Origin of the sequence: Microbacterium sp. 3J1 (assembly GCF_001049495.1) — a bacterium.
Classification (GTDB): domain Bacteria; phylum Actinomycetota; class Actinomycetes; order Actinomycetales; family Microbacteriaceae; genus Microbacterium.
The window spans coordinates 369,311-393,794 of sequence record NZ_CDWI01000014.1 but is presented as its reverse complement, the minus strand read 5'-3'; the positions used below and the strand labels follow the sequence as shown (position 1 = coordinate 393,794).

The 24,484-nt window shown below is 68.6% G+C and carries 23 protein-coding genes and 1 tRNA gene; 19 read left to right on the top strand and 5 right to left on the bottom strand.

The window, feature by feature from the left end:
• Positions 1 to 2 precede the first annotated feature (2 nt).
• From xerD to BN2660_RS16235, 13 genes are all read left to right on the top strand, one after another.
• Positions 3 to 905 (top strand): site-specific tyrosine recombinase XerD, encoded by a 903-nt coding sequence (gene xerD, locus BN2660_RS16295; protein WP_091234773.1) that lies wholly within the window; start codon positions 3 to 5, stop codon positions 903 to 905.
• Positions 906 to 1,040: 135 nt separating this feature from the next.
• Positions 1,041 to 2,057 (top strand): hypothetical protein, encoded by a 1,017-nt coding sequence (locus BN2660_RS16290; RefSeq protein WP_091234769.1) that lies wholly within the window; start codon positions 1,041 to 1,043, stop codon positions 2,055 to 2,057.
• A 1-nt stretch (position 2,058) separates the two neighbouring features.
• On the top strand, positions 2,059 to 3,621 hold the full coding sequence (locus tag BN2660_RS16285) for an efflux RND transporter periplasmic adaptor subunit (protein ID WP_091234766.1): 1,563 nt from the start codon (positions 2,059 to 2,061) through the stop codon (positions 3,619 to 3,621).
• Positions 3,618 to 4,304 carry an ABC transporter ATP-binding protein gene (locus tag BN2660_RS16280; RefSeq protein ID WP_091234761.1) on the top strand — a complete coding sequence of 229 codons (687 nt, stop codon included), beginning with the start codon at positions 3,618 to 3,620 and terminating at the stop codon, positions 4,302 to 4,304. The genes BN2660_RS16285 and BN2660_RS16280 overlap by 4 nt, the downstream gene beginning before the upstream one ends.
• On the top strand, positions 4,304 to 5,620 hold the full coding sequence (locus BN2660_RS16275) for an ABC transporter permease (RefSeq protein ID WP_091234758.1): 1,317 nt from the start codon (positions 4,304 to 4,306) through the stop codon (positions 5,618 to 5,620). Before BN2660_RS16280 ends, BN2660_RS16275 begins: the two co-directional genes overlap by 1 nt.
• A 120-nt stretch (positions 5,621 to 5,740) precedes the next feature.
• Positions 5,741 to 6,631, top strand: a complete 891-nt coding sequence (locus BN2660_RS16270; protein ID WP_067115656.1) for a ParA family protein — start codon at positions 5,741 to 5,743, stop codon at positions 6,629 to 6,631.
• The gene (locus tag BN2660_RS16265) at positions 6,615 to 7,460 is read left to right on the top strand and encodes a segregation and condensation protein A (RefSeq protein ID WP_091234755.1); all 846 of its coding nucleotides are present in this window, start codon (positions 6,615 to 6,617) and stop codon (positions 7,458 to 7,460) included. The genes BN2660_RS16270 and BN2660_RS16265 overlap by 17 nt, the downstream gene beginning before the upstream one ends.
• Positions 7,450 to 8,052, top strand: coding sequence for an SMC-Scp complex subunit ScpB (gene scpB / locus BN2660_RS16260; RefSeq protein WP_091234752.1), 603 nt, complete (start codon positions 7,450 to 7,452; stop codon positions 8,050 to 8,052). The genes BN2660_RS16265 and scpB overlap by 11 nt, the downstream gene beginning before the upstream one ends.
• Positions 8,049 to 8,855 carry a pseudouridine synthase gene (locus BN2660_RS16255; RefSeq protein WP_091234749.1) on the top strand — a complete coding sequence of 269 codons (807 nt, stop codon included), beginning with the start codon at positions 8,049 to 8,051 and terminating at the stop codon, positions 8,853 to 8,855. Before scpB ends, BN2660_RS16255 begins: the two co-directional genes overlap by 4 nt.
• Before the next feature lie 50 nt (positions 8,856 to 8,905).
• Positions 8,906 to 10,027: a prephenate dehydrogenase gene (locus BN2660_RS16250; protein ID WP_091234918.1), complete on the top strand. Its 1,122-nt coding sequence runs from the start codon at positions 8,906 to 8,908 to the stop codon at positions 10,025 to 10,027.
• Positions 10,020 to 10,739 carry a (d)CMP kinase gene (gene cmk / locus BN2660_RS16245; protein ID WP_091234747.1) on the top strand — a complete coding sequence of 240 codons (720 nt, stop codon included), beginning with the start codon at positions 10,020 to 10,022 and terminating at the stop codon, positions 10,737 to 10,739. Before BN2660_RS16250 ends, cmk begins: the two co-directional genes overlap by 8 nt.
• 40 nt (positions 10,740 to 10,779) lie before the next feature.
• Positions 10,780 to 12,252 carry a ribosome biogenesis GTPase Der gene (gene der / locus BN2660_RS16240; RefSeq protein WP_176697238.1) on the top strand — a complete coding sequence of 491 codons (1,473 nt, stop codon included), beginning with the start codon at positions 10,780 to 10,782 and terminating at the stop codon, positions 12,250 to 12,252.
• Positions 12,253 to 12,342: 90 nt separating this feature from the next.
• Positions 12,343 to 13,284 carry an NUDIX domain-containing protein gene (locus tag BN2660_RS16235; protein WP_091234742.1) on the top strand — a complete coding sequence of 314 codons (942 nt, stop codon included), beginning with the start codon at positions 12,343 to 12,345 and terminating at the stop codon, positions 13,282 to 13,284.
• Positions 13,285 to 13,313: 29 nt separating this feature from the next.
• Here the strand turns inward: BN2660_RS16235 and BN2660_RS16230 are convergent, their stop codons facing one another.
• From BN2660_RS16230 to BN2660_RS16220, 3 genes are all read right to left on the bottom strand, one after another.
• Complete coding sequence (locus BN2660_RS16230) at positions 13,314 to 13,700, bottom strand: RNA-binding S4 domain-containing protein (RefSeq protein WP_091234740.1); 387 nt, start codon at positions 13,698 to 13,700, stop codon at positions 13,314 to 13,316.
• Positions 13,701 to 13,850: 150 nt separating this feature from the next.
• On the bottom strand, positions 13,851 to 14,303 hold the full coding sequence (locus BN2660_RS16225) for a hypothetical protein (protein ID WP_091234737.1): 453 nt from the start codon (positions 14,301 to 14,303) through the stop codon (positions 13,851 to 13,853).
• A 68-nt stretch (positions 14,304 to 14,371) separates the two neighbouring features.
• Entirely contained in the window at positions 14,372 to 14,956 is a 585-nt protein-coding gene (locus BN2660_RS16220; RefSeq protein ID WP_091234733.1) for a GNAT family N-acetyltransferase, read from the bottom strand.
• A gap of 117 nt (positions 14,957 to 15,073) precedes the next feature.
• On the opposite strand from BN2660_RS16220, the gene BN2660_RS16215 reads away from it, so the two are divergent.
• From BN2660_RS16215 to BN2660_RS16200, 4 genes are all read left to right on the top strand, one after another.
• A tRNA-Pro gene (locus tag BN2660_RS16215) sits at positions 15,074 to 15,150 on the top strand.
• Positions 15,151 to 15,497: 347 nt separating this feature from the next.
• On the top strand, positions 15,498 to 16,415 hold the full coding sequence (locus BN2660_RS16210) for a hypothetical protein (protein WP_141651320.1): 918 nt from the start codon (positions 15,498 to 15,500) through the stop codon (positions 16,413 to 16,415).
• 74 nt (positions 16,416 to 16,489) lie between these two features.
• Complete coding sequence (locus BN2660_RS16205) at positions 16,490 to 17,695, top strand: peptidoglycan-binding domain-containing protein (RefSeq protein ID WP_176697234.1); 1,206 nt, start codon at positions 16,490 to 16,492, stop codon at positions 17,693 to 17,695.
• Positions 17,692 to 19,593, top strand: a complete 1,902-nt coding sequence (locus tag BN2660_RS16200; RefSeq protein WP_091234723.1) for an ABC transporter ATP-binding protein/permease — start codon at positions 17,692 to 17,694, stop codon at positions 19,591 to 19,593. The genes BN2660_RS16205 and BN2660_RS16200 overlap by 4 nt, the downstream gene beginning before the upstream one ends.
• A 5-nt stretch (positions 19,594 to 19,598) precedes the next feature.
• On the opposite strand, the gene BN2660_RS16195 is transcribed toward BN2660_RS16200, so the two are convergent.
• Positions 19,599 to 20,243 (bottom strand): TetR/AcrR family transcriptional regulator, encoded by a 645-nt coding sequence (locus tag BN2660_RS16195; RefSeq protein WP_369690562.1) that lies wholly within the window; start codon positions 20,241 to 20,243, stop codon positions 19,599 to 19,601.
• 75 nt (positions 20,244 to 20,318) lie between these two features.
• On the opposite strand from BN2660_RS16195, the gene BN2660_RS16190 reads away from it, so the two are divergent.
• Both BN2660_RS16190 and BN2660_RS16185 read left to right on the top strand, forming a co-directional pair.
• Complete coding sequence (locus tag BN2660_RS16190; RefSeq protein WP_091234720.1) at positions 20,319 to 21,770, top strand: purine-cytosine permease family protein; 1,452 nt, start codon at positions 20,319 to 20,321, stop codon at positions 21,768 to 21,770.
• Positions 21,767 to 23,392, top strand: a complete 1,626-nt coding sequence (locus tag BN2660_RS16185; RefSeq protein ID WP_091234716.1) for an amidohydrolase — start codon at positions 21,767 to 21,769, stop codon at positions 23,390 to 23,392. Before BN2660_RS16190 ends, BN2660_RS16185 begins: the two co-directional genes overlap by 4 nt.
• Positions 23,393 to 23,417: 25 nt before the next feature.
• Here the strand turns inward: BN2660_RS16185 and BN2660_RS16180 are convergent, their stop codons facing one another.
• Complete coding sequence (locus tag BN2660_RS16180; protein WP_091234712.1) at positions 23,418 to 24,287, bottom strand: DUF72 domain-containing protein; 870 nt, start codon at positions 24,285 to 24,287, stop codon at positions 23,418 to 23,420.
• Between the last annotated feature and the right edge of the window lie 197 nt (positions 24,288 to 24,484).

The following is a 24,484-nucleotide window of genomic DNA, read 5'->3' as shown; positions in this document are numbered from 1 at the left end:
CGGTGCAGCTCGATCGTGCACTGGACACGTACCTGCGTCATGTGACGATCGAGCGCGGACTCAGCGAGCACACCGTCGCGGCGTACCGACGCGATCTCGGCTCGTATCTCGAGTGGCTGTCTGCCGAGGACATCTCCGACACCGGTGCCATCACCCCGGCCGTGATCGGCCGTTTCGTCGCCGACCGGGCGGGCGCCGTCCCGCCGCCGGCCGCGACGAGTCTCGCGCGACTGCAGTCGTCGGTCCGCGGCTGGCACCGGTTCCTCGCCCGCGAGGGGATCGAGGACGATGATCCGAGCGGTCGTCTGCGTCCGCCGAAGGCACCGCAGCGCCTGCCGAAGGCGCTGACCATCGAGCAGGTCGAGCGGCTTCTCAACGCCCCCTCGGCGGAGGATCCGCTCGGCATCCGCGATCGCGCCCTCCTCGAGCTCCTCTACGCGACGGGAGCCCGTGTCTCGGAGGCGGTGGGGCTGGACGTCGACGATCTCGCGCACGGCGACGTCCTGCGGCTTCGGGGCAAGGGCTCCAAGGAGCGCATCGTCCCCATCGGCTCCTATGCGCGCGCAGCCGTCGACGCGTACCTCACGCGGGTGCGGCCGGGCCTCGCGGCGAAGGGTCGCGCGTCCGCGCGGCTGTTCCTCGGAGCGCGCGGTGCCCCTCTGTCTCGGCAGAGCGCGTGGCTCGTCATCCGGGCCGCGGCCCACCTCGCGCAGATCTCGTCCGAGGTGTCTCCGCACACGCTGCGGCACTCGTTCGCGACGCACCTGCTGCAGGGCGGGGCGGACGTGCGAGTCGTGCAGGAGCTGCTCGGTCACGCGTCTGTGGCCACCACGCAGATCTACACGCACGTCTCCGTCGAGGCCCTGCGCGACATCTACGCGACCTCGCACCCTCGGGCGCGCTAGCCGTCGTCACGCTCTTCCACGTCATCCTCTGGAGGTATCCGCGTCGGCCATTTGGGGGACGCGAAGATCTGGCGCGCCCGTCTACTGTTACTCGGGACAGCTGACTTCTGGGCGTCGGCGACGAAGGAGTACGACATGCGTTCCACCGGTCCTCTTGCGGTCTGCGCAGCAGCCGCACTGGCCCTCGTGCTGGCCGGCTGTTCCGGTTCCGGCGATGCTGACCTCGACTACGAGGACTCCCCGCTGACGAAGTATCTGTCATCGGCGTACGGCGGCGATCTCTCGCAGGAGGAGCAGCAGAAGCAGTTCGACGAGCAGCAGCGCCAGCAGGAGGAGCTGATGGCGGAGTGCATGGCGGAAGAGGGCTTCGAGTACACGCCGAACCCGCAGAGCGGCGGGATCGTCTACTCCGACGACGAGGTGCCGTGGGAGCCGGACGAGAAGGAGTGGGTCGAGAAGTACGGCTACGGGATCGTCAACAACCCGTACAACGACATGGCCGAGGAGCAGCCCTCGGAGGAGTACGTCGATCCGAACTCCGAGTACCTCGAATCGCTCTCCGAGTCCGAGCAGACCGCGTTCTACGAGACCGCGTACGGGGTGCCGCCGGAGGAGGACGAGCTCGCAGAGGACGGCAGCTACGAGTACAGATGGGAGGACGCGGGCTGCCAGGGCTGGGCACAGCACGAGCTGCAGGGCGAGGACCCCTGGCAGGCGGAGGAGTTCGCCGACCTCCGCACGAAGATGGACGAGCTGTGGACCTCGATGCAGAAGGCTCCGGAGTTTACCGAGCTCAACGCGGCGTGGGCGGCATGCATGGATGACGGCGGCGAGCCGGGCTTCGCGACGCAGTCCGAGGCGCAGCAGTCGATCTCCGACGAGCAGACCGCGCTCTACGATGCGGTCTACGGCGACGGGACCACCGACGTCGATCCGGAAGCCGCCGATTTCGAGGACCCCAGCACGAGCCCTGAGATGAAGGCGCTCGGCGAGCGCGAGATCGAGCTGGCGATCGTCGACCTGGGATGCCGCACCGAGACCTCGTACACGAAGAAGGCGCTCGAGATCCAGTTCGCGCTGGAGGAGAAGTTCATCGCCGAGAACAAGACCGATCTCGAGGCGTTCAAAGCTGCCGCAGAGCAGAACAGCTGACATGAAGGACGACGACACCTTCACGACAGAACTCCCCGCAGAGCTGGCTCCGGATGCCGTCGACGCCGACGGTCCGGACGAGGTCGACACGTCGCGCGTGAGCGGCTGGGGTCGGATCGTGCGCGGCAACCGGACGCTCTGGATCGTCGCGCTGTGCGCGGTCGCGAGTCTGGTCATCGGTCTCCTGGTCGGCCGATTCCTCATCTCCCCGGCGCAGGCGAGCGACACCCCGGAGCCCGGGCTCGTCACGGTGCCCGTCGAGTTCGGCGCGCTGAGCAACGACGTGACCCTGCGTGCCGACGTCGGGTACGCCGATGCCGTCGAGGTCACGATCGACACCACCGGGGGCGGCAGCGTCGTCACCGGGGCGGTGCCCGAGCTCGGGGCGACGCTCAACCCGCTGTCTATCGCTCTCGAGGTCGAGGGGCGCCCCGTCATCGTGCTCCCCGGCGAGCTGCCCGCATACCGGACTCTGCGCATGGGCGTCTCGGGGCCGGACGTGCTGCAGCTCAAGCAGGCGCTCGTCAGCGTGGGCATCGATGCCGGCGATGTGGCATCCGACCGATTCGATCAGGCGACGGCCGACGGTCTCGGCCAGCTCTACGCGCAAGCGGGCTATCCGCTGCCCGCTCCCGAAGAAGGAGCCGCCGATGCCGTCCGCTCTGCGGAGGAGGGGGTGCGATCCGCGGAGAGCGGTGTGGCGCAGGCGCAGCAGGCGCTGACCGCCGCCGGCGCCGGTCCGACGGCGCTCGAGGGCTGGCAGGCGGACGTGCGCGTCGCGCAGGCGGAGCAGGCGCTGGCCGATGCGCGCAACGGCGTCGAGGGCACGAACGTCCAGCAGGCGGAGTGGGATCTGCAGACAGCACGTCTCGAACGCGATCAGCTCTGGGCAGCGAAGAACACGGGGGCCGAGCGGGCGGCACTCGACGCCGCCCGCGCGCAGGTCGACTCCGCCGCTGAGGCGCTGGAGAGCGCCAGACAGAGCGTGCTGCCGTATCTGCCGTCGAGCGAGGTGCTCTTCCTCACGGAGCTCCCTCGCCGGGTGGATGCCGTGGACGTCAAGCGAGGCACGGCGATCTCGGGCCCGGTCATGACCGTCTCCGGTGCGACCGTGCGCCTCACCGGTGCCGCGGCGGAAGCCGACGCGCGCCTGCTGGAGATCGGAGCCGCGGCCACGTTCGAGCTGCCGGACGGCACCGAGCACCGCGCGGTGATCTCGGAGCTCACGCCGGGCAAGGACACCAAGGCCCGCTGGGACGTGCTGTTGGAGCCCGACCCGCTCACCCCCGAGCAGATCGCGCAGCTGCAGGGCAGCAATGTGCGTGTGGGCATCGCCGTGGGCGCGACCGACGGCGACGTGCTCTCGGTTCCGCTCGCTGCGCTGACCGCCGGCCCGGGCGGCGAGTCGCGCGTCGAGGTCGTGGACTCGGATCCGCGCGACGGCGAGGATGCGAAGACCCGCATGGTCGTCGTGCAGACCGGGCTCGCCGCCAAGGGCGCCGTGGAGGTCACGCCGATCGAGGGCGAGCTGGAGGAGGACGATCTCGTGGTGGTGGGCGAGTGACCTCCGCGGAGGCCGCTCCACTCGTCGAGCTGCGCGACATCACGCGCTCCTTTCCCGGTCCTCCCGAGGTGCAGGCCCTCAAGGGCGCCACGCTGTCGGTCGCCCCGGGGGACTACCTCTCGATCGTCGGTCCCAGCGGCTCGGGCAAGTCGACGATGCTGAACATCCTGGGCCTCCTCGATCGTCCGAGCGTCGGAGAGTATCGGCTGGCCGGATCGCTGACGGGCGACCTCTCCGACGACGACCGCGCGGCCGCGCGGGCGCGATTCATCGGGTTCGTGTTCCAGTCGTTCCATCTGCTGCCGCGGCGCAGCGTCCTCGACAATGTGCTGATGCCGATGCTCTACAGCGGCGTGCCTCGGCGCGAGCGGGAGTCCCGTGCTCGGGACGCGCTGTCGCGGGTGGGGCTCTCGCATCGCATCGACTTCCTTCCCGGATCGCTCTCGGGCGGCGAGCGGCAGCGGGTCGCGGTCGCCCGTGCGGTGGTGAGCGGCCCGAAGATGCTGCTCGCCGACGAACCGACGGGCAACCTCGACCAGACCACCTCGGGTGAGGTGATGTCGCTGTTCGAGGAGCTCAACGACGACGGCCTCACCCTCATCGTGATCACCCACGACGACGGCGTGGCACGGCGAGCGCGCCGGCGCATCCGCATCTCCGACGGCCGATTGAGCGAGCTGTGATGCGCCTGACGCTCCCGCGCCCGCGTCTGCGGCGGAAGTCGGACGAACAGACATCGGATGCGGCGGCGACCCCGCTCGTGCCGGCGATCGCCCACGCAGATCGCTTCACCTTCCAGGACCTCGTCGCGGAGGCCACGTCCGATATCGGCTCCCGGCCTGCGCGACTCGTCATGACGATCCTCGGCACGGTCCTCGGGATCGCCTCGCTCGTGGCCACCATCGGGTTCGCCCAGACGGCCGCCGCCCAGATCGCCAGCCAGTTCGACGGCGCCGCGGCGACGCGCGTGGTCGTGTCCGCGGCGACCGCGCAGTCCGGTGCGCAGAACTCGAGCGTCGCCGCCGGGCGACTGCCGTGGGACGCGCCGGAGAGAGTGGCGCGCCTCGCGGGTGTCGAGAGCGCGACCCTTCTCGGGGAGGTCGTGCTGGCTGACGGCGAGACGATCACCGCCGTCCCCGTGAACGACCCGTCAGCCGCGTCCGTCGCTTCGCCCCGGCTGTTCAGCGCATCGTCCGACCTCCTCGACACGACGGAGGGCACGCTCGTGGCGGGCCGCGTGTTCGATGCCGGTCACGACTCGCGCGCCGACCGGGTGGCGGTGCTCGGGCAGCGCGCCGCCGAGCGCATGGGCATCAACCGCGTCGACTCCCAGCCGTCGGTGTTCATCGCCGGCGTCGCGTATGCGGTGATCGGCATCGTCGACGGGATGGAGCGGCGCAGTGAGCTGCTGGATGCCGTGATCGTCCCCACCGGGTCGGCGCGGGCGGACTTCGGGCTCCTCGCTCCCTCGGAGCTCGACATCCGCATTCTCGTGGGGGCGGGTCCGCAGGTCGCCGAGCAGGCGGTGATCGCTCTCCAGCCCGATGAGCCCGACACACTCGAGGCGCGGGCGCCGTCGGGGTCGTCCGACCTGAGTCAGAGCGTGCAGGCAGACGTCAACGTCGTCTTCCTGATCCTCGGAGTGATCGCGCTGCTCGCCGGAGGCCTCGGCATCGCGAACGTCACGCTGCTGTCCGTCATGGAGCGCGTCGGCGAGATCGGACTCCGTCGCGCTCTCGGTGCGACCCGTCGGCAGATCGGCGCCCAGTTCACGGTGGAGTCCATCGTGATCGGCTTCATCGGGGGCCTGATCGGCTCCGCCGTGGGAGTGCTCGCGGTGATCGTGGTGGCGGTCGTGCAGGGGTGGACCCCGGTCACGGATCCGCTCGTCGCCGTCGCGGGTGCGGTGCTCGGCGCGATCGTCGGGTGGGGCTCCGGATGGTACCCGGCACGTCGTGCGGCGCGCATCGAGCCCGTCGCCGCACTGCGGGGCGCATGACCTGACACGCCCGGCCTGCGGTCGCGCACCGCCCGCATGCGGGGCTCGCGCCGCGCGCCGGGCCGCTCGGCCACGGGCCTGCCGCTACAATCGAGCAAGCACGAAGGAGCAGGAGAAGCGGTGGCTGAGAAAGCGGCGAAGTCCAGGGCGAAGGCACAGAAGGCCGACGAGAAACCCCTCGGACCGACCGGTCGCCCCTACCACGGGTTCCCGACTCCGGCACCTCTCGCATCCCATGGGCCCGCGCGCATCATCGCGCTGTGCAACCAGAAGGGCGGGGTCGGCAAGACGACGACGTCGATCAACCTGGCCGCCGCATTGGCCGAATACGGCCGCAAGGTGCTCGCCGTCGACTTCGACCCGCAGGGTGCACTGTCGGCCGGCCTCGGCATCCAGACCCACGACGTGCCCACCATCTACGACCTCCTGCTCGACACCAAGCGCGACGCGCACGACGCGATCGTGCATTCGGGTGTCGAGGGCCTCGACGTGATGCCGGCGAACATCGACCTCTCCGCCGCGGAGGTGCACCTCGTCAACGAGGTCGCCCGCGAGACGATCCTCGCCCGCGTCCTCCGCCAGGTCGCCGGGGAGTACGACGTCATCCTCATCGACTGCCAGCCCTCGCTCGGCCTGCTGACGGTGAACGCCCTGACCGCCGCGCACGGCGTCATCATCCCGCTCGAGTGCGAGTTCTTCGCCCTCCGTGGCGTGGCGCTGCTCATCGAGACGATCGACAAGGTCCGCGACCGCCTCAATCCCTCCATCACGATGGACGGCCTGCTGGCCACGATGTACGACCCGCGCACGCTGCACTCGCGTGAGGTCCTCGAACGCGTCGTCGAGGCCTTCGGCGACGACGTGCTCGAGACCGTGATCGGCCGCACCGTGAAGTTCCCGGATGCGTCGGTGTCCGGTGTGCCCATCACCGAGTTCGCTCCCGAGCACGCTGCCGCACAGGCCTATCTGCGGCTCGCGCGGGAGCTGGTCGCCCGTGGCGCCGTCGCCTGACGAAAGCATTGCCGAGGCGGCTGAGGCCGTCGATCCCACGGTCGATGACGCCGGCTTCCGCGTCTCCCTGGCGAACTTCGACGGCCCCTTCGACCTGCTGCTGAACCTCATCTCGAAGCACGAGATGGACATCACCGAGGTGTCGCTCAGCGCTGTCACGAACGAGTTCATCGCCTACCTCAGAGAGCTCGACGCCGATGAGGAGCTCGATCAGGCATCGGAGTTCCTCGTCGTCGCCGCGACGCTGCTGGACATGAAGGTGGCGGGGCTGCTCCCGCAGGGCGAGCTGGTGGATGCCGAGGCCGTGGCCCTCCTCGAGGCGCGGGACCTCCTGTTCGCGCGGCTGCTGCAGTATCGGGCGTTCAAGGAGGTGTCGGCCTGGTTCGCGCGCTGCCTGCAGCGCGAGGACCGACGCCATGTCCGCGCCGTGCGGCTCGATGAGAAGCACCGCAAGAAGACTCCCGAGCTCGTCTGGTCGCTCAGCATCGACGATTTCGCAGCCCTGGCGCTGCTGGCGTTCGCGCCGAAGGAGATCCCGCACGTCGGCCTCGACCATCTGCATGCGCCGCTCGTCAGCATCCGCGAGCAGGCGGCCATCGTCGTCACACTGCTTCGCGGTGCGGAATCGGTGAGCTTCCGCGAGCTCGTCGCCGGCGTCCGGGAACCCGGCATCGTCGTGGCGCGGTTCATCTCCGTGCTGGAGCTGTACCGGCATGCGGCGCTGTCCTTCGAACAACTGGAACCGCTCGGCGAGCTGACACTGCGCTGGGCCGCCGACTCCTGGTCGGACGAGACGCTGGCGACCCTGGGAGCCGACTATGACCGATGACGCGATCGGAACCGCGGCCGAGCACACCGAGCGCGGCACGCCTCTCACCGAGCGGATCGAGGCGATCCTGCTCATCATCGACGAGCCGATCGGACTCGTCGCCCTCGCCGCCGCAGTGGGTTCGCCCGTCCCTGCCGTCCGGCAGGCGATCGAGACGCTCGTCGACGACTACGACGGCCGGGGCCGCGGGCCGCGCAGGGGGTTCGAGCTCCGCGAGGTCGGCGGCGGCTGGCGGCTCTACGTGCGCGACGACCACGACGACCTGGTCGCCGAGTTCGTGGGCGGCCAGGCACCTGCCAGGCTCTCTCAGGCAGCCCTGGAGACCCTCGCGGTGATCGCCTACAAGCAGCCGGTGACCCGCAGCCAGGTCGCCTCGATCAGGGCCGTGAACGTCGACTCCGTGGTGCGGACACTCCTCGCACGCGGTCTCATCACCGAGCTCTTCGCCGATTCGGAGACCGGCGCCATCAACTACGGAACCACGGATGCCCTCCTGCAGCATCTCGGCATCAACTCGCTCGACGAGCTGCCGCCGATCTCGCCGCTGCTGGACGACGGTGCAGACGGGTTCGACGAAGGGACCATCCGATGAACATCCACGAATCCGACGACTCGGCCGCTCAGCCCGAGGGCGTGCGGCTGCAGAAGGTGCTCGCCGCCGCCGGGGTCGCATCGCGTCGCGTCGTCGAGCAGTACATCGTCGAGGGACGCATCCGCGTCAACGGTGAGACGGTGACCGAGCTGGGTCGCCGCATCGATCCCGAGACGGACCTCGTCGACGTGGACGGCACGGCCGTGCAGCTCGACGTCTCGAAGCGGTACGTCATGCTCAACAAGCCCACCGGCGTGGTCAGCAGCATGCGCGACGAGAGCGGCCGCCCCGACCTGCGCCGCTTCACCGACGAGTACGACGAGCGGCTCTACAACGTCGGCCGGCTGGATGCCGAGACCAGCGGCCTGCTCGTGCTCACGAACGACGGCGAGCTCGCCCACGTGCTCGCGCACCCGTCGTTCGGTGTCACCAAGGTGTACATCGCCAAGGTGGAGGGCACGGTCACCGCGCAGACGATCGCGAAGCTCACGAAGGGCATCGAGCTCGAGGACGGACCCATCGCGGCGGACAAGGCCCGGCTGCTCGACACCTCGCGCGGAACGAGTCTCGTCGAGCTGACCCTGCACTCCGGACGCAACCGCATCGTCCGTCGGATGATGGCCGCCGTCGGCCACCCGGTCACCGAACTCGTTCGACGTCAGTTCGGCCCGCTCCACCTGGGAACCCTCCCTGCCGGGCGCTCGCGGGAACTGAGTAAAATCGAACTCGGTGCGCTGCTTACTCTCGCGCGCCGTGATTCCGGTGTCGCCGAGGCGCCAGGCGAGCAGCAGGAGAACGAGTGACCGACACGACGAGTGCGCCCAGCGGGGTGCGCGGACGCGTCGACGACGGGGTGCAGACCTCGGCGTCCGCCGCGCCGCGCGTCGCGCCGCGCCTGTCGGGCACCGTCCGCGTCGTCGGTGCGGGGCTGCTCGGTGCCAGCATCGGGCATGCGCTCCGCGCCAAGGGGGTCGACGTGGTGCTCTCCGACACGTCGCCGGCCCAGCTGCGCCTCGCCGTCGACTACGGCGCGGGCCGGGCAGCGGACGACGCGGACTCGCCGTCGCTCGTCGTCGTCGCCGTGCCGCCGGACGTCACCGCCGACGTCATCGAGGCCGAGCTCGCGCGCTACCCGGATGCGGTCGTGACCGATGTCGCGAGCGTGAAGCTAGATCCGTTCCGCACCCTCAAGAACCGGGGCGTCGACCTCACACGCTACATCGGGTCCCACCCGCTCGCAGGTCGCGAGCGCGGGGGAGCGATCTCCGCCCGCGCCGACCTGTTCATCGGCCGACCGTGGGTCGTGTGTCGCGATGAGGACACCAAGGCGTCCGACCTCGCGCTCGTCGAGGCTCTCGCGCTCGACGTCGGCGCCATGCCGCTGGAGATGACGCCCGAGGAGCACGACCGCTCCGTCGCTCTGACCTCCCACGTTCCACAGGTCGTCGCGAGCCTCCTGGCCGCACGCCTCGCGGTCGCCGACGAGGGCGCGTTGCGACTGTCGGGGCAGGGCGTCCGCGACACCACGCGCATCGCCGCATCCGCCCCTGAGCTGTGGGTGCAGATCCTCGGTGCGAACGCGCAGCCGGTGGTGGAGATCCTCGATGCTCTCGCCGACGATCTGCGCGAGGTGTCCGACGCGCTGCGGGCGCCAGAGGCGCCGGGCGCTCGTCGCGTGGTCGCCGAGACCATCCGACACGGCAACGACGGCGTCGAACGTCTACCGGGCAAGCATGGGCAGAACCGACGTTTCGAGTCGCTCGTCGTGATGGTCGACGACACCGCGGGTCAGCTCGGGCGGCTCTTCGGAGAGCTCGGTGAGCTCGGCGTCAACGTCGAGGATCTCCGCCTCGAGCACTCGCCGGGCGCGCAGTTCGGCCTCGCGGAGATCAGCGTCGACCCTGCCGCGCTCCACGGTGCGATCACGGGGCTCCAGGAACGCGGCTGGCGGATTGCAGGGAACACCAATGACTGATTCATCGACCGTTCAGGCCAGGGGCGTCGACGCACGCACGCCCGACTTCATCGCGATCGACGGGCCCGCAGGATCCGGCAAGTCCAGCGTGTCCAAGGCGGTTGCCCGCGCCCTCGGCTTCGGCTACCTCGACACCGGGTCGGCCTACCGCGCCCTCGCGTGGCACGTGCTCGAGCGCGGTGCGGACACGGCCGATGCGGATGCCGTGATCGCGGCGGCCTCCGACTTCCCGGTGCAGCTGGGGCTCGATCCCGATGACCGCAGCGTCCGCGTCGGCGACGCCGATGTCACCGAGGCGATCCGTGAACCGCGGGTCTCCGGGGCCGTGAGCGGCGTCGCCCGCGTCGCCGAGGTCCGCGAGCAGGTCAACAGACTCTTCCGGTCGCTCGTCGCCGAGGCCCCTTATCCGGCCGTCGTCGTCGAAGGGCGGGACATCACGACCGTCGTCGCACCCGATGCGCCCGTGCGCATCCTGCTGACGGCGGCCCCCGAGGTGCGCGCCGCGCGCCGGGCGGGGGAACTCGCCGGAGAGGATGCCGCGGCGGTCGCCGCGGCTCTCCACAAGCGCGACGCCTCCGACAGCACGGTCGTCGACTTCCTGAACGCCGCCGAAGGCGTCGAGGTCGTCGACTCGACCGAACTCGATTTCACCCAGACCATCGATGCCGTACTCACGGTCATCGAACGACTCCGAGGAGCACACCGTGGCTGACGACGAATACGAAGGCGGCCCCGACCACCTCGCCGAGAAGATGGAGACGCTCGACGAGCAGCTCGCGGAGGCCCGTGCGGAGACGCTGCGCCAGGGGCTCGCCGACTACGACCTGGACGATGAGGACGCCGCCCTCCTCGCGGGCATCGCGCTCGGTGAGGACGGCATCCAGTTCCTGCCCGCGCTTCCCGTCGTGGCGATCGTCGGTCGACCGAACGTCGGCAAGTCGCAGCTCGTGAACCGCATCCTCGGCCGCCGCGAGGCCGTCGTCGAGGACACCCCCGGTGTCACCCGTGACCGCGTCACGTACAAGGCCGAGTGGGCCGATCGTCGCTTCACGCTCGTCGACACGGGCGGGTGGGAGCCCGATGCGAAGGGCATCGACCGCTCGGTCGCCGCCCAGGCCGAGGTCGCGATCGACCTCTCCGACGTCGTGCTCTTCGTGGTCGACGCCATGGTCGGAGCCACCTCGACCGACGAGCACGTCGTCAGACTGCTGCGCAAGAGCGGCAAGCCGGTCTTCCTCGTCGCGAACAAGATCGACGACGCGCGGCAGGAGCCTGAGGCGGCAGCGCTGTGGAACCTCGGACTGGGGGAGCCGCATGCCGTCTCCGCCATCCACGGACGCGGCGTGGCCGACCTCCTCGACGAGGTCCTCAAGACGCTTCCCGAAGTCTCGGCGGTCGCGAAGGCGGAGATCGGCGGTCCTCGCCGCGTCGCGATCCTGGGCCGTCCGAACGTCGGCAAGTCCTCGCTGCTCAACAAGGCGGCGGGGGAGGAGCGGGTCGTCGTGAACGACCTTGCCGGCACCACTCGCGACCCGGTGGACGAGGTCGTCGAGCTCGGCGGCAAGCTGTGGCGTCTGGTCGACACCGCCGGCATCCGTCGCCGCGTGCACATGGCGCAGGGCGCCGACTTCTACGCATCGCTGCGCACCTCGGCCGCGCTGGAGAAGGCGGAGGTCGCCGTCGTCGTCCTCGACGTCTCGGAGACGATCAGCGAGCAGGACGTGCGGATCATCGACCTCGTGCTCGAGTCGGGCCGCGCCCTCGTGCTGGCGTTCAACAAGTGGGACCGTCTCAACGACGACGATCTCGAGAACCAGGACCGTCGCCGCTATCTCGAACGCGAGATCGAGCAGGACCTCGCGCACGTCGCGTGGGCTCCGCGAGTCAACATCTCGGCGAAGACCGGACGCCACCTCGACAAGCTCGTGCCGGCGCTCGAGACAGCGCTGGAGAACTGGGATCGTCGTATTCCGACCGGCAAGTTCAACGCGTTCCTCGCCGAGCTCGTCGCGGAGCACCCGCATCCGCTCCGTGGTGGCAAGCAGCCGCGCATCCTGTTCGGCACGCAGGCGTCGACGCGCCCGCCGACGTTCGTGCTGTTCACCACGGGCTTCCTCGACCCCGGCTACCGCCGCTTCATCCAGCGCCGCCTGCGTGAGATCTACCCGTTCGAGGGAACGCCGATCGTCGTGAACATGCGCGTGCGCGAGAAGCGCCAGCGCTGAGCCGCGAATGCGAAGGCTCCGTCCTGGTCGTGCGTTCCCGCGTGTGACCAGGACGGTGCCGATGCCCCGATGCTGTGACAGGCTGAAGGGGTGACTGTCGTACCTCCCGCCACCGGCGAACCTCGTCGCCCCGATGGGCCCCGCAACCCGGGCGACGCCTGGGTCGTCGCACCCTCGGGCGAGAAGTACTGGGGCCGCTTCGGCGCCGCGGGGTTGCTGGCGTTCGACCCTGCGCGCGGCGTCCTGATGCAGCATCGCGTGTCGTGGAGCCACTTCGGCGGCACGTGGGGACTCCCGGGAGGAGCGATGCACGAGGGCGAGAGCGCCATCGTCGGTGCCGTGCGGGAGGCGCAGGAGGAAGCGGGCGTTCCGGACGGCGCGGTGCGGCCGCGGTTCACGAGCGTCCTCGACCTCGGCGTCTGGTCGTACACGACGGTCGTCGCCGACGTGGTGCACCCGTTCGAGCCCGTGATCAGCGACCCCGAGAGCGTGGCGCTCGAGTGGGTTCCGGTCGCCGAGGTGGATTCCCGTCCGCTGCATCCCGGCTTCGGCAGCGCATGGCCCCTGCTCCGGGAGCTGCTCTCCGTGAGGCCCGCCCTGGTCGTGGACTCGGCGAACGTCGTGGGCTCCGTACCCGACGGGTGGTGGAAGGATCGGGCGGGAGCGGCCTCTCGTCTGGCGGAACGTCTCGACGGCCTGTCGGTGTCCGCACCCGTCCTCGGCACGGGCGGGACGGAATGGTTCCCCGAGATCGCCCTCGTGGTCGAAGGGCAGGCGCGGGGCATCGATGCACCCCAGCCCGGAGACGCGGGCGAGCTGCTGCCCGCGGCCGTGGTCTCGGTCGTCGCCGCGGATGCTGCCGGTGATGATGCGATCGTCGCCGAGGTGGAGCGTCGGGTGCGTGAGGGTCAGCGGGTCACCGCAGTGACGAGCGACAGGGAGCTGCAGGAGCGGGTGGCTCGCGCCGGCGCGGAGCAGGTGCGCTCGGCGGGGTGGCTGCGCGGCGTCCTCGACCGCGACGAGCGACGCTGACCGTGCGGCGTTGACTCGCCCGCCCGGGGTCAGCCCTGGAACATGCCGGGACCCTCGTCGCTGCGCCCCCGCAGCCGATCGATGTCACGCCGCTCGCGTTTCGTCGGCCGTCCTGCGCCGCGATCGCGCACGCCGAGCATGGCCTGCGGTTCGCGTTCGGGGGTGCGGTCCTCGTATGCCAGAGCGGCGATCGGCGCCCCCACCCGCTTCACGAGGAGCTGGCGCACGACGAGGATCCGATCGAATCCGGCGATGCGAATCCGCAGCTCGTCGCCGATCCGCACCTGCTGTGCGGCCTTGACCTTGTCGCCGTTCACACGAACATGTCCCGCGCGGCATGCAGTCGTCGCGGCCGACCGTGTCTTGTAGACGCGGATCGCCCAGAGCCAGCTGTCGACACGCACGGCATTCGCCATCAGACCGTTCTCCTTCGCAGAGTGACGAGCGCGCCGGCCACGATGATGCCCTGGCTGAGCGTGAAGGGCGTGAAGGCCCCGAGCGGCAGGGCGAGCGACGGGCGGCGATGCATCCGTCCATCGTAGGGGCGGGATGCCGTCATCCTGCGGTCAGGATTCGACGGTGACCCGGGTGATCTGGCCGTCGGTGCCGAGATGCACAGCAGGCCAATACCCCTCGGGGAAGTGATTTCCGCAGTTGTCCGTGAAATGAAGGACGACAGTCGCGTCTGTCGACGCTTCGATGGTGTCGAGAGAGAGGTCGGATGCCGCCTCGTCGAGCTCGTGCTGTTCGGGGGTGCCGGTGCTGAACGCCGTCACCACAGCATCCGTGGCCAGTCGTCGAAGCACGCCGAGCGCCGCGATCGTCTGCCGGACGCGGGGAACGAGCGTGCGAGCCTCGTCTGCAGAGGTGCCCTCGAGCATGATCTCGAGATCCGCTCCGTCGATCTCCAGGGTTCCCGCGTACCAGTCGTGGGTGAGCACCGTGCCATCGCTCAACTCGGTGGTCGCTCGCACCAGCGTGCCGAGCTCGGGATCGTCGATGGTCGGGTGCTCGCTCATGGAGTCCACGCTAGCCGTCTTCGTCGTCCTGATCGCTCACGGAGCACGCGGCAGCTTGGACTCGAGGATCACGACGTGAGGTCCAGCGACACGAGGGCGCGGCCCGGCTTCATCTCCGTCTGTTCTGTGAACCCGATGGCGAGGAACGTGCCGAGCGTTCCGTGGAAGAGGTCGTTCGCTCGCTGCTTCGAGCCCTTCGTGTCGACCGGGTATCCCTCGATGAGCCGGGCGCCCGACCGTCTGGCATAGTCGACCGCCGCGCGGAGCAGTTCGAGGTTGAGACCCTGACCCCGGTGCTCCTTCCGAACGACGAAGCACGTCACGGCCCATACCGACTCATCGTCGAAAGGCTCCGTCGACGCCGCAGCGATCATCCGGGTACGCGGCACGCGGGCCTGGCGTGTCCGCGGGCCGATGCGGATCCACCCGGCCGCGTCTCCGTCGACGTAGGCGATCAACCCGGGCGGTGGGCCCTGATCGATCTCGTCGCGGAACATCTCGGTGCGCTGCGGCGTGGTGGTCATGTCCCAGTCCTTGTTGCTGAGCATCGGCCAGATGCACTGGCAGCTCGCTCCGTCGCCGCCGCCTGTGAGAGCGCGCTGCACGTCGTCCCATCGGGCAGTCGTCGCCACTTCCGTAGTGATCGTCACCATGCAGGTGAACGTACCCCTGGCCCCCGACAGTCGCAACGCCCGGCATCCGCTCGGTTCGCGGACCAGCTCGCGGTGGGGCTAAGATAGGGGAGTTGCCTGCGCGTGAGCGCCGGACAACGGGCTGTGGCGCAGCTTGGTAGCGCACTTGACTGGGGGTCAAGGGGTCGCAGGTTCAAATCCTGTCAGCCCGACCACATATGAGGATGCCAAACCTCGGACGGAGAGATCCGGCACGGAGTTGGCGACGAAAGAGGGCCTTCCGCAGAAATGCGGGGGCCCTCTTTCGCGCGTGGTCCGTGGGGCGTGTCGCGATATATAAGCTCCACACCGTATTGAGGAAGAAACCCGCGCCCGTCTAATCTGATCGCCGAGGCCAACGGCAGGTTGCTGGCTGTATCAGTACCGGGGGGTACCGCATGGTTCAGAAGAGGATCCAGAAGCGAGCGCAGTCCAGAAAGTCCTTCGTAGGTGCAACTGCGATTCTGGTGGCTGCAACCGACGCTTCGACACGCGATGCGCACGGGAGTGCTTCGCTGGGTGAGTGCCAAGCCAGGTGCTGGTGAGTTCCCAGAGAGGCCGCCGCCGACATATTGCTTCGGCGGCGGCCCTGGTCGGTGTCCTGGCTTCCATCGCAGGTTGCGCTGCACCGAAGGCCGAACATGCCGGCGTCGTGCAGAACGAATCGATGTGGACAATGCCGCTGGACGAGTTCAAGGTGTTCAATCCGTCGCTGAGCAACTATGCGGAGCAGCTGCTCATTGCGAAATGCCTTGAGGCGCAAGGCTACGAATGGCCCGTACCGTGGCAGGATACTGAGTTCCCTCAGCCTGAAACTGTCAACAGCACGGCCCTCAAGATATTCAACGCGGATATTGCCCGTCGATACGGCTACCACGATGCACCGGTGCCGAATCCTGCCGAGGCCGACGCTTGGTCCGAGTTCAGCGCTTTTGCCAACAGTTACGAGCCGGACGGTGCGTTTCGCGCGCGATTCGTGGCGTGCGGGGACGATGCACGTGGCGACCAGACGGTCGTCGACGTAGACGGGCTGAACTATATCGCGAGCCTCGAAATGCAAGCGCGCGACGAAATATCGTCGAGTGCTGCCATTCGAGACGCAGCCCGGTCCTGGAAGTCCTGTCTCTCGAAAGCCGTGACGTTCGACCTGCCGAAAGATCCATGGAGCGAGATGCCGACTCCCGCGATGGCCGAGGAGTACGGAATCTATGGCCCGAATCTGACGGATGGACCGACGGCGGAAGAAATAGCCATCGCGGAGGCTGACGCTCGTTGCCGGGATGCCAGCGGCTACACCGAAGTGCGGTACCAGACCGAATGGGCGGCTCAAGAAGCTCTTGTGGAGAACAACCGTGACAAGCTCGACCGAATCAGAAACGAAGCAGTGGCCCATACTGCGGAACTGAAGATGACGATCGCCGAGAACGCACCATCGCAATGAATCCCGGTCGGAGGGGCGGAGACCTCGAACAAGTGGTCGTCCCGCTCCCGCGCAGACCCGCCGGCGGGCGGATCATGGCGGTGATCATCGCCCTGTCGGCTGTCGTCGCACTGGGTGGTGGGTGGGCACTTGCGACGGTTTTCCAGTCGACGGCACAACGTGATGCTGCCGCGGCCCCACCGACACCGAGCCCGGTTCTTGCCACGGTTTCCACCGGGAACCTCGTTCGACAGACTGCGTTCTCCGGGAGCGTGGTCGCCGAGCACGAGGAGTCACTGAGTTTAGCGGTGCCGTCCGGCGCGTTGCGTTCGGTGATCACGGGACATCCCGTTGCGGAGGGTGCGGCGATGAGCACCGGTGAGGTCTTGAGTGAAGTCAACGGACGGCCCGTCTTCGTCGTCCGATCTGCTTTCGCCTTCTACCGTGATGTAGGACTCGGCGACCAGGGCCCGGACGTGAGCGCCATTCAGGAGACGCTGGAGCGTCTGGGGTATTCCCTCGACGTTGACGGCCATTTCGGCTCGCAGACTGAGGCGGCTGTTCGGCAGTGGTATTCAAAGAACGGCTACACCCCGGCCACCCGTGATGGTGGGGCCCACGACGGGTCGAGCACCTCGAGGTCTGAGCCCGGGCAAGCAAGCCCAGAGACGGGCAACGAATCCGAAGCCGCCCCCGCAACGAGCGAGGCTTTCATTCCGTTCTCCGAGATCCTCGGTGTCACAGTCCTTCCGGCCGTCTCACTGGGTGAGCTCGCCGTCGGGACTGCCGTCGGAGTCGAGGGCGAGACTGACATCGCTCTCGGTTCGACGACGACCACCGTGACATTCGAGGCCGTGCCGGCGGATCTGACCTCGATCGCTCAAGGGGATGAGGTCTCCATCGACACAGGAGGCTCGGTAGTGAAGGGAACCGTGTCCAGCATCGAGGCGATCGAATCGGGCTCGCAGGACGAATCGATGGAGGGACAGTCCGAGCAGGACGACACGCAGAGCAGATCGACAGTCACGGTGGTCCCCTCCGAACCGCTTCAGATGACCAGTACAGAAGTGCGTGTCGTCGCATCGCAGATCGTTGTGGCCGAGGACGCACTCCTCGTACCCGCGATCGCGGTGATCGACCGAGGCGATACCCATCAGGTCGTCGTGGTCAGCCGATCGGACGGGGAATTCGCAGAGGTCGAGGTGACCCTCCTCGGCACTCTCGACGGCAAAGCGGCGATAGTGCCGTTGCGTCCATCGTCGCTACAGGAAGGCGATCAGGTTCGGGTGGGAAGTTCGTGACGTTGATCGAGCTGCGGCGGGTCTCGCGAACCTACACGCCGCCTCGCGGACCGGAGGTTCACGCGCTGCGCAGTGTCTCCTTGAAGATCAGCGAAGGCGAGTTCGTCGCCATCGTGGGCCCGTCCGGCGGCGGGAAGAGCACGCTGTTGAATGTCCTGGGGCTGCTTGACGATCCTTCCTCCGGCGAATATCTCCTCGCCGGGACACGTCCAGGGCGGGTCAATCGCGGTGACGCCGCGAGATTGAGAGCGCGACACATCGCGTTCATCTTCCAGGCATTCCACCTGTTGGAGCGGCGCCCGGCGATCGACAGCGTCGGGCTGAACCTGCTCTACCGTGGAGTCGCACTGCGTCCGCGACAGAAGGACTCGATTCGCGCACTCGCGGCAGTCGGATTGCACGACTGCGCCTGGCAGAACACGTCGACCCTGTCAGGCGGGCAACGCCAGAGAATCGCGATCGCACGCGCGATGGCCGGTGATGCTCAGCTCGTCCTCGCCGACGAACCGACAGGAAACCTCGATTCCGCCAACGCCGAACTCGTTCTCGATGAGCTGGAGCGAGTGAATCGGAACGGAGCTGCCGTCGTCATCGTGACGCACTCTCCGGAGGTCGCGGCACGTGCAGACCGGATAATCCGCGTCTCGGACGGAGTCGTGGTTTCGGACACGGAGACGCGCGCTCTCAGGGAGACCCCCGCGAATCCACCGGAGGATGAAACCGCCGAGACGCCTGAGGAGACCCGGACCGTCATTCGCGCCACTGACATGCTGGCGGATGCCTGGGCCTCGATCTCATCGCGGAGGACTCAGACGTTCGCCCAATGCCTGGCCGTGGTGATCGCGGTGGCGCTTTCCATCACCACCCTCGGCCTTTCCGCATCCGCGCACGCCCAGGTGTCTGAGACATTCGACGCGCACCTCAATCGCGAAGTGTCCGCCTCGTGGACCACCCCGTTGCCGGACTCCGAACCGCTCATGGACACCCCCGCGACCGCACGGTCGGTGGCAGGTGTAGAAGCCGCCGTGATCGTCGTCGACGTGGCTGCGACCGCGGTATCGACAGCATCCGCGACGGCGCAGGTGCAACCCCACATGGTGGCAGGGGACCTCGAAGAAGCAGCGAGGGTCGAGATCGACGTCGCACCATGGCACCAGGGCACTCTCGCGCCCGGCGAGGCGTACGTCGGCGACCTGCTCGCCAGGGATCTCGAACTCGGCGACATCGCATCGGCTCCCACGGTGCAGGTGGCTGGTGAACGGTACGTGGTCGCCGGTCTCATCACTGATTCTCAGCGGCTCCCTCTCCTGCGGGGCGAACTGGTGCTCGGCGCCGACGCTTCCGACCTGGACGAAGTGGGGTCAGACGCCACACTGCTGGTGAGGACGATGGCTGGCGCCGCTCCTCAGGTCGCGTCGCAGCTCGCTCCAGCGATCAATCCCTTCGCTCCGGAGCGGATCTCAATCGTGGCCCCCACGGATGATGGGCAGTTGAGGGGCCAGATCGAGGCGGGCGTGCAAGCGACTCTTGTCTCGTTCACGCTTCTCGCTCTCCTCGTCGCGATCGCGGCGCTGGTGAACACGACACTCATGGCCGTCAACGCGCGCAGAGGCGAAATCGGCATGCGGAAGGCCTTGGGTGCGAAGGAGCGCGACATCGGAATCCTGATCACGGTCGAAGCCGTGTACGTCGGACTCCTGGGCGGAGTCGGGGGCCTTTTCGTCGGCATGATGGCCATCCTGACAGTCACGATCAGCCAGCGATGGGCGCCTGTTTTCGATCTCACGCTGATGCCGCTCGCTGTCTTGCTGGGCGTCGTCGTGTCGAGCGCCGGCGGTGCCTTTGCATCCATCCGAGCAGCCAGACTGCGTCCCGCCGAGAACCTCCGGGCGTCCTGAAGACCTCAGTCCTCGCGGGCGACGACCTCTCCGAGCGCACCCGGGACCAAGCCGAGCGTCCACTCCGCGACGTCGGCGACCACCCGCTTGTGAGCGGGATGATCGGAGTGCGACGACGAGTTCACGTACGACCCGCCGCCGTCCACGGCGATGAGGATGCGGATGCACGCGGTCTCGGCATCCACCTCGCGGAAGTCGCCGGCGGTGATGCCGTCTTCGATGATCTGGGTCAGGCGGTCGCGGTCGAGGGCGTCTTGCACCTGGAGTTCGGCGTCGAGCGTCGGACTGAAACGCGACAGGTGGCGTGCATTGAGCCAGAGTCGCGCCAGGGGGAGTGACGCCCCGCGCTCGATGTGGTGGACGAAGCGGGCGAGACGCTCGAGGGGCGAGCCGTCGGCGGGGAAGAACTGCTCTCGTTCCGTGACGGCGGCTCGGGCGAAAGCCGCGACGACCAGGTCTTCTGCGACGGGGTAGTAGTGGGTGATGAGCCCTGGTTGCACGCCGAGCTTCGCGGCCACCGCCCGAAGGGTGATGCGCTCGAGCCCCTCGTTGATCGCGATCTCCGCGGCGCAGCCGAGGATCTCTTCGCGCCGCTCTTCAGGCTGCTTGCGAATCCGTGGAGAAGAAGTGCTTGACGTCACGTCACCCATGCTATTGAATGAGTGACCAATAGTCCATTGGGCACACGACCAATAGCAACGATGCTTCTCTCTGGAAGGACTTCCATGACCGAGATCCGCCCCGCCACCGGCCGCACGACAGCCGGTGGCGCCGACCTCGCCGACTCGGCCGCACGCCTTGAGACCCGCGGAATCGAGCTCATCGACGATACGCAGCGTCACGGTCGAGCCCGCGACCTCTTTCTCATCTGGGCGGCGCCGAGCGTCAGCATCCTGAATCTGACGATCGGAGCGTCGCTCATCCTGCTCGGTCTGGAGGTCTGGCAGGCGATCGCCGTGATCGTCGTGGCATCCCTGCTCTGGGTGTTCCCTGGCATCATCGCCGGCAGCGGCCCCGCCTCCGGCACGGCCGGATCCGTCGTGACGCGGGCCATGTACGGAATCCTGGGCAATCGACTCTTCGTCGCCCTCGTCGGATGGTTCATCGGAGCCGTCTTCCTCTCGCTCACCTGGCTCGCCTCGTCGTTCATGGGTGCCGACCTGCTGCGCCGCGTGGGCCTGGAGGACCCGGTCTGGGTGCCGATCGGCGTCACGGTGGTCGTCGCCGCGGTGACGATCCTGGTGGCGATCTTCGGGCATGGGCTCATCCTGCGCGCGTATCCGTTCATGGCGGCGGCGCTGTTCGTCATCTTCCTCGCGGTGGCGGGCTTCATCCTCCCGACCGTCGACTGGCAGTACTCCGCACCGGCACCACTGACCGGCGCGGCACTGTGGTCGTCGATCTCGATCGGCTTCACGATCCTCGCCTCGACGCCGCTGTCGTTCATCAACAGCCCCGACATCGCCCGCTACCTGCCGCGCGGCACGAAGCCGTCGCACATCGCCGCAGCCACCGCGCTCGGAGGAGCGGTGCCGTTCATCGTGTTCACCACGGTCGGCGTGCTGCTCGCGACCGGACTGAGCGGCGCGGCGTTCGAGGTCGGCATCGACGTGGCTCTGCTCGACCTGCTGCCCGCCTGGCTCGGCCCGCTGCTCGTCGTGGGCGTCGTCATCAACACCATCGCCCTGAACGCCATGACCGCGTACACCTCGAGCATGGCTCTGCAGGCGATCGGCTTCCGTCTGCGCCGCATCCCGGCAGCGATCATCGTCGGCGTGGTCGGCACGGCGCTGACCATCTACCTGGTGCTGTCGTCGAGCCTGCTCGAAGCGGCCAACCTGATGCTGCAGTTCCTCGTCGTCGTCTCGGGCCCCGCCATGGCGATCTTCGTCGTCGACGTCACCCTGCGGAAGTACCGGTACGACGGCGTCGACCTCTTCCACGACACCCCTGGCGGACGGTTCTGGTATTCGGCGGGGTGGAGCATCCCCGGCATCGCCGCCCTCCTGGTCGGGGGCACGGTCACGGCGCTGTGTCTCTCGACGAGCGTGTGGGAGGGGCCGATCGCGCAGCTGACGGGCCACATCGACCTGTCGGTCCCGGTCGGGATGCTGGTCTCCGCCGTCCTCTACGCCGCACTTCTTCGCACGCCCCTCGGAAAGGACGGTCGACCATGACCACCCGCTACCTCAACGGACGCATCTTCACGGCCGATCCCGACCCGGCGAACGCCTGGGCCGAGGCGTTCGTCACCGACGGCGAGACGATCGTCTACGTGGGCTCCGCACAGGACGCTCCCGACACGGACGAGACGGTCGACCTCGGCGGACGGCTCGTGCTCCCCGGATTCACGGACGCGCACACGCACCTGCTGATGACGGGGGCGGCGCTCGGGCAGGTGCCGCTCACCGCCGCCACGTCGCTCGAGCAGATCCAGGAGGCGCTTCGCTCCGCGAGAGCGGCCGACCCCGATGCCTCGGTGCTGCGGGGACGAGGCTGGCTCTTCGACTCCGTGCCCGGCGGAGCGCCCACGGCGGCGATGATCGACGCCGTGGTTCCCGACGTCCCCGTGTACCTGGACGCGAACGACTACCACTCGTGCTGGGTCAACGCGGCAGCACTCGCGGAGCTGGGGATCACCCGGGACACCCCCGACCCGCTGGGAGGACGCATCGTCCGGGATGCCGATGGCGAGCCCACCGGACTGCTCCTCGAGACGGCCGCGACGCAGTACGCCTGGGCGCACCGCGACGAGATCACCAGCGACGCCGATCGCGACGCCGACGTCGAGCGCGTCATCGAGGCGTACCTCGCGACCGGGGTCACCGGAGTGGTCGACATGGCGTTCGACCAGTTCGGGCTCGCGGCGTTCGAGCGGGCGCAGGAGCGACGCGGCGGCGAGCTGCCGATCCGTGTCGCCGCCCACTGGCTCGTCACCAACACCGGAGACGACGAGGCGAACCTCGCGCAGGTCGCGCGCGCGGCCGAGCTCGCGCAGCAGGCCTCCTCCCCGTGGCTGCGGGTGGTGGGCATCAAGCTGATCCTCGACGGCGTGATCGATGCGTGCACGGCGGCCATGCGGCACCCGTACGCCGACGGGACGAACGCCGAGCCGATCTGGCCGGTCGAGCAGCTGCATCCGGTGGTGGTCGCGGCCGATGCGGCCGGCCTGCAGATCGCCCAGCACGCCATCGGCGACCGCGCGAGCGACATCGCGCTCGACGCCCTCGAGCACGCCGTCGCCGTCAACGGCGAGCGTGCGCGCCGCCATCGCATCGAGCACCTCGAGTACGCTGCACCGGGAACGGCCGAGCGGATGGCGCGGCTCGGCGTGACGGCATCGATGCAGCCGGTCCACAGCGATCCCGCGATCTTCGACAACTGGGCGCAGATGCTCGGCGACGAGCGCGTCGATCGTGCCTTCGCCTGGCCGGAGTACGAGGCCGCGGGTGCGCTGCTCGCCTTCTCGACGGATGCTCCGACGGCCCCGTATGAGTCGCTCGCGAACATGTACATCGCATCGACCCGCGCATCGGCGCTGGATCGCTCGGTGCCGGCGACCCATCCGCAGTACGCACTGCCGCTCGCGAGCGCGATCGGTCACGCGACCCGAGATGCCGCGGCGTCGGTCGGAGACGGGGACTGGCGCGGACGGATCGCGCCCGGGTTCGCCGCCGACGTCATCGTGCTGGATGCCGATCCCTTCGCCGACGGTCCGTCGTCCCTGCTCGAGACCCGCATCGTCGAGACGATCGTGGCGGGGCGCTCGCGCTATCGCGCGCCTGCCGAGAATCGATGATCCGGCACCTCGTCAGCAGGAAGCTTCACGAGCCGAGGAGGGGGCGCACCCGCTCCTGAAGACCCTCGGCATCGTGCGGGGCGTGTCCTCGGGCGTCGTTGTCGAAGTACACGTAGACATCGCGCGGCCGTGCGTCGCTCGCACCGCTCCCGTCGGCCCAGGCGGCGATGAGTCGTGCCCACTCGTCGAGCTCCGCTGGCGTGTAGCCGCTGTGGTAGAGCATCTGCGCGCCATGCAGGCGGATGTAGACGATGTCGTCGCTGGTGAGCGCGTCGAAGCGCGGCCACTTGCCTGCGGTGTCGGCCACGACCAGCGCGGTCCCGTGCGTCCGAAGCAGATGGAGGGCCTCCGGATCGGCGAAGCTCGCGGACCGCGGCTCGAGCGCGTACGTGAGCGGCGCGTCGGACTCGATCTCCAGCCAGGCGCGCCCTTCGAGACGCTCGTCGTGCCTCACAGCCAGGGCGGCCGCCTCGGCGGTCGTCGATGGGAGCGCGCGGAGGAACGCCTCGATCAGCTCAGCGTCGAAGTGCTGCCTCTCCGGCAGCTGCCACAGGATCGGGCCGAGCTGCCGCCCCAGCGAGAGCACACCGGAGGCGAAGAAGTTCGCGAGCGCCTGCTCGACGTCGCGCAGGCGGAGCATGTGGGTGACGTACCGCGAGCCCTTCACCGCGAAGACGAAGTCGGTGGGCACGTCGGCGCGCCATCGCCGATAGCTCTCCGGACGCTGCAGCGAGTAGAAGGAGCCGTTCAGCTCGACGGTCGGGAAGCGTTCGCCGATGTACTGCAGCTCGCGGCGCTGAACCAGACCCGTCGGGTAGAAATCGCCCCGCCATCTCGCGTACTTCCAGCCGGAGACGCCGATTCTCACGCGTCCGGTCGACGCGGTCGCAGCCATATCGCCTCCTTCACGGGCGACGATACGGGGAGGCGGGAGCACCGCGACGCGGGTTGACGCGCGCCGGTGCCTTCGCTAGAGCCGCTGACGATGCGTCGGGGGTTGGTTGCCCTCCCGAGTCGTCCACCCCAGATGGATGCCTCGAGAGGGCTCACCGTCCATCCCGGACGGTAGGGGAGGCGGCGAAGAACTCGCTG

What these genes read in the sequence shown, in the direction of transcription:
- BN2660_RS16180 (WP_091234712.1), bottom strand. Translation starts at nt 24,287, where the DNA reads ATGGCTGCGACCGCGTCGACCGGACGCGTGAGAATCGGCGTCTCCGGC.
- BN2660_RS16190 (WP_091234720.1), top strand. Translation starts at nt 20,319, where the DNA reads ATGACCGAGATCCGCCCCGCCACCGGCCGCACGACAGCCGGTGGCGCC.
- cmk (WP_091234747.1), top strand. Translation starts at nt 10,020, where the DNA reads ATGACTGATTCATCGACCGTTCAGGCCAGGGGCGTCGACGCACGCACG.
- BN2660_RS16225 (WP_091234737.1), bottom strand. Translation starts at nt 14,303, where the DNA reads ATGAGCGAGCACCCGACCATCGACGATCCCGAGCTCGGCACGCTGGTG.
- BN2660_RS16275 (WP_091234758.1), top strand. Translation starts at nt 4,304, where the DNA reads ATGCGCCTGACGCTCCCGCGCCCGCGTCTGCGGCGGAAGTCGGACGAA.
- BN2660_RS16205 (WP_176697234.1), top strand. Translation starts at nt 16,490, where the DNA reads ATGGCGGTGATCATCGCCCTGTCGGCTGTCGTCGCACTGGGTGGTGGG.
- BN2660_RS16185 (WP_091234716.1), top strand. Translation starts at nt 21,767, where the DNA reads ATGACCACCCGCTACCTCAACGGACGCATCTTCACGGCCGATCCCGAC.
- BN2660_RS16290 (WP_091234769.1), top strand. Translation starts at nt 1,041, where the DNA reads ATGCGTTCCACCGGTCCTCTTGCGGTCTGCGCAGCAGCCGCACTGGCC.
- BN2660_RS16230 (WP_091234740.1), bottom strand. Translation starts at nt 13,700, where the DNA reads ATGGCGAATGCCGTGCGTGTCGACAGCTGGCTCTGGGCGATCCGCGTC.
- BN2660_RS16255 (WP_091234749.1), top strand. Translation starts at nt 8,049, where the DNA reads ATGAACATCCACGAATCCGACGACTCGGCCGCTCAGCCCGAGGGCGTG.
- BN2660_RS16285 (WP_091234766.1), top strand. Translation starts at nt 2,059, where the DNA reads ATGAAGGACGACGACACCTTCACGACAGAACTCCCCGCAGAGCTGGCT.
- der (WP_176697238.1), top strand. Translation starts at nt 10,780, where the DNA reads ATGGAGACGCTCGACGAGCAGCTCGCGGAGGCCCGTGCGGAGACGCTG.
- BN2660_RS16220 (WP_091234733.1), bottom strand. Translation starts at nt 14,956, where the DNA reads ATGGTGACGATCACTACGGAAGTGGCGACGACTGCCCGATGGGACGAC.
- scpB (WP_091234752.1), top strand. Translation starts at nt 7,450, where the DNA reads ATGACCGATGACGCGATCGGAACCGCGGCCGAGCACACCGAGCGCGGC.
- BN2660_RS16195 (WP_369690562.1), bottom strand. Translation starts at nt 20,243, where the DNA reads ATGGGTGACGTGACGTCAAGCACTTCTTCTCCACGGATTCGCAAGCAG.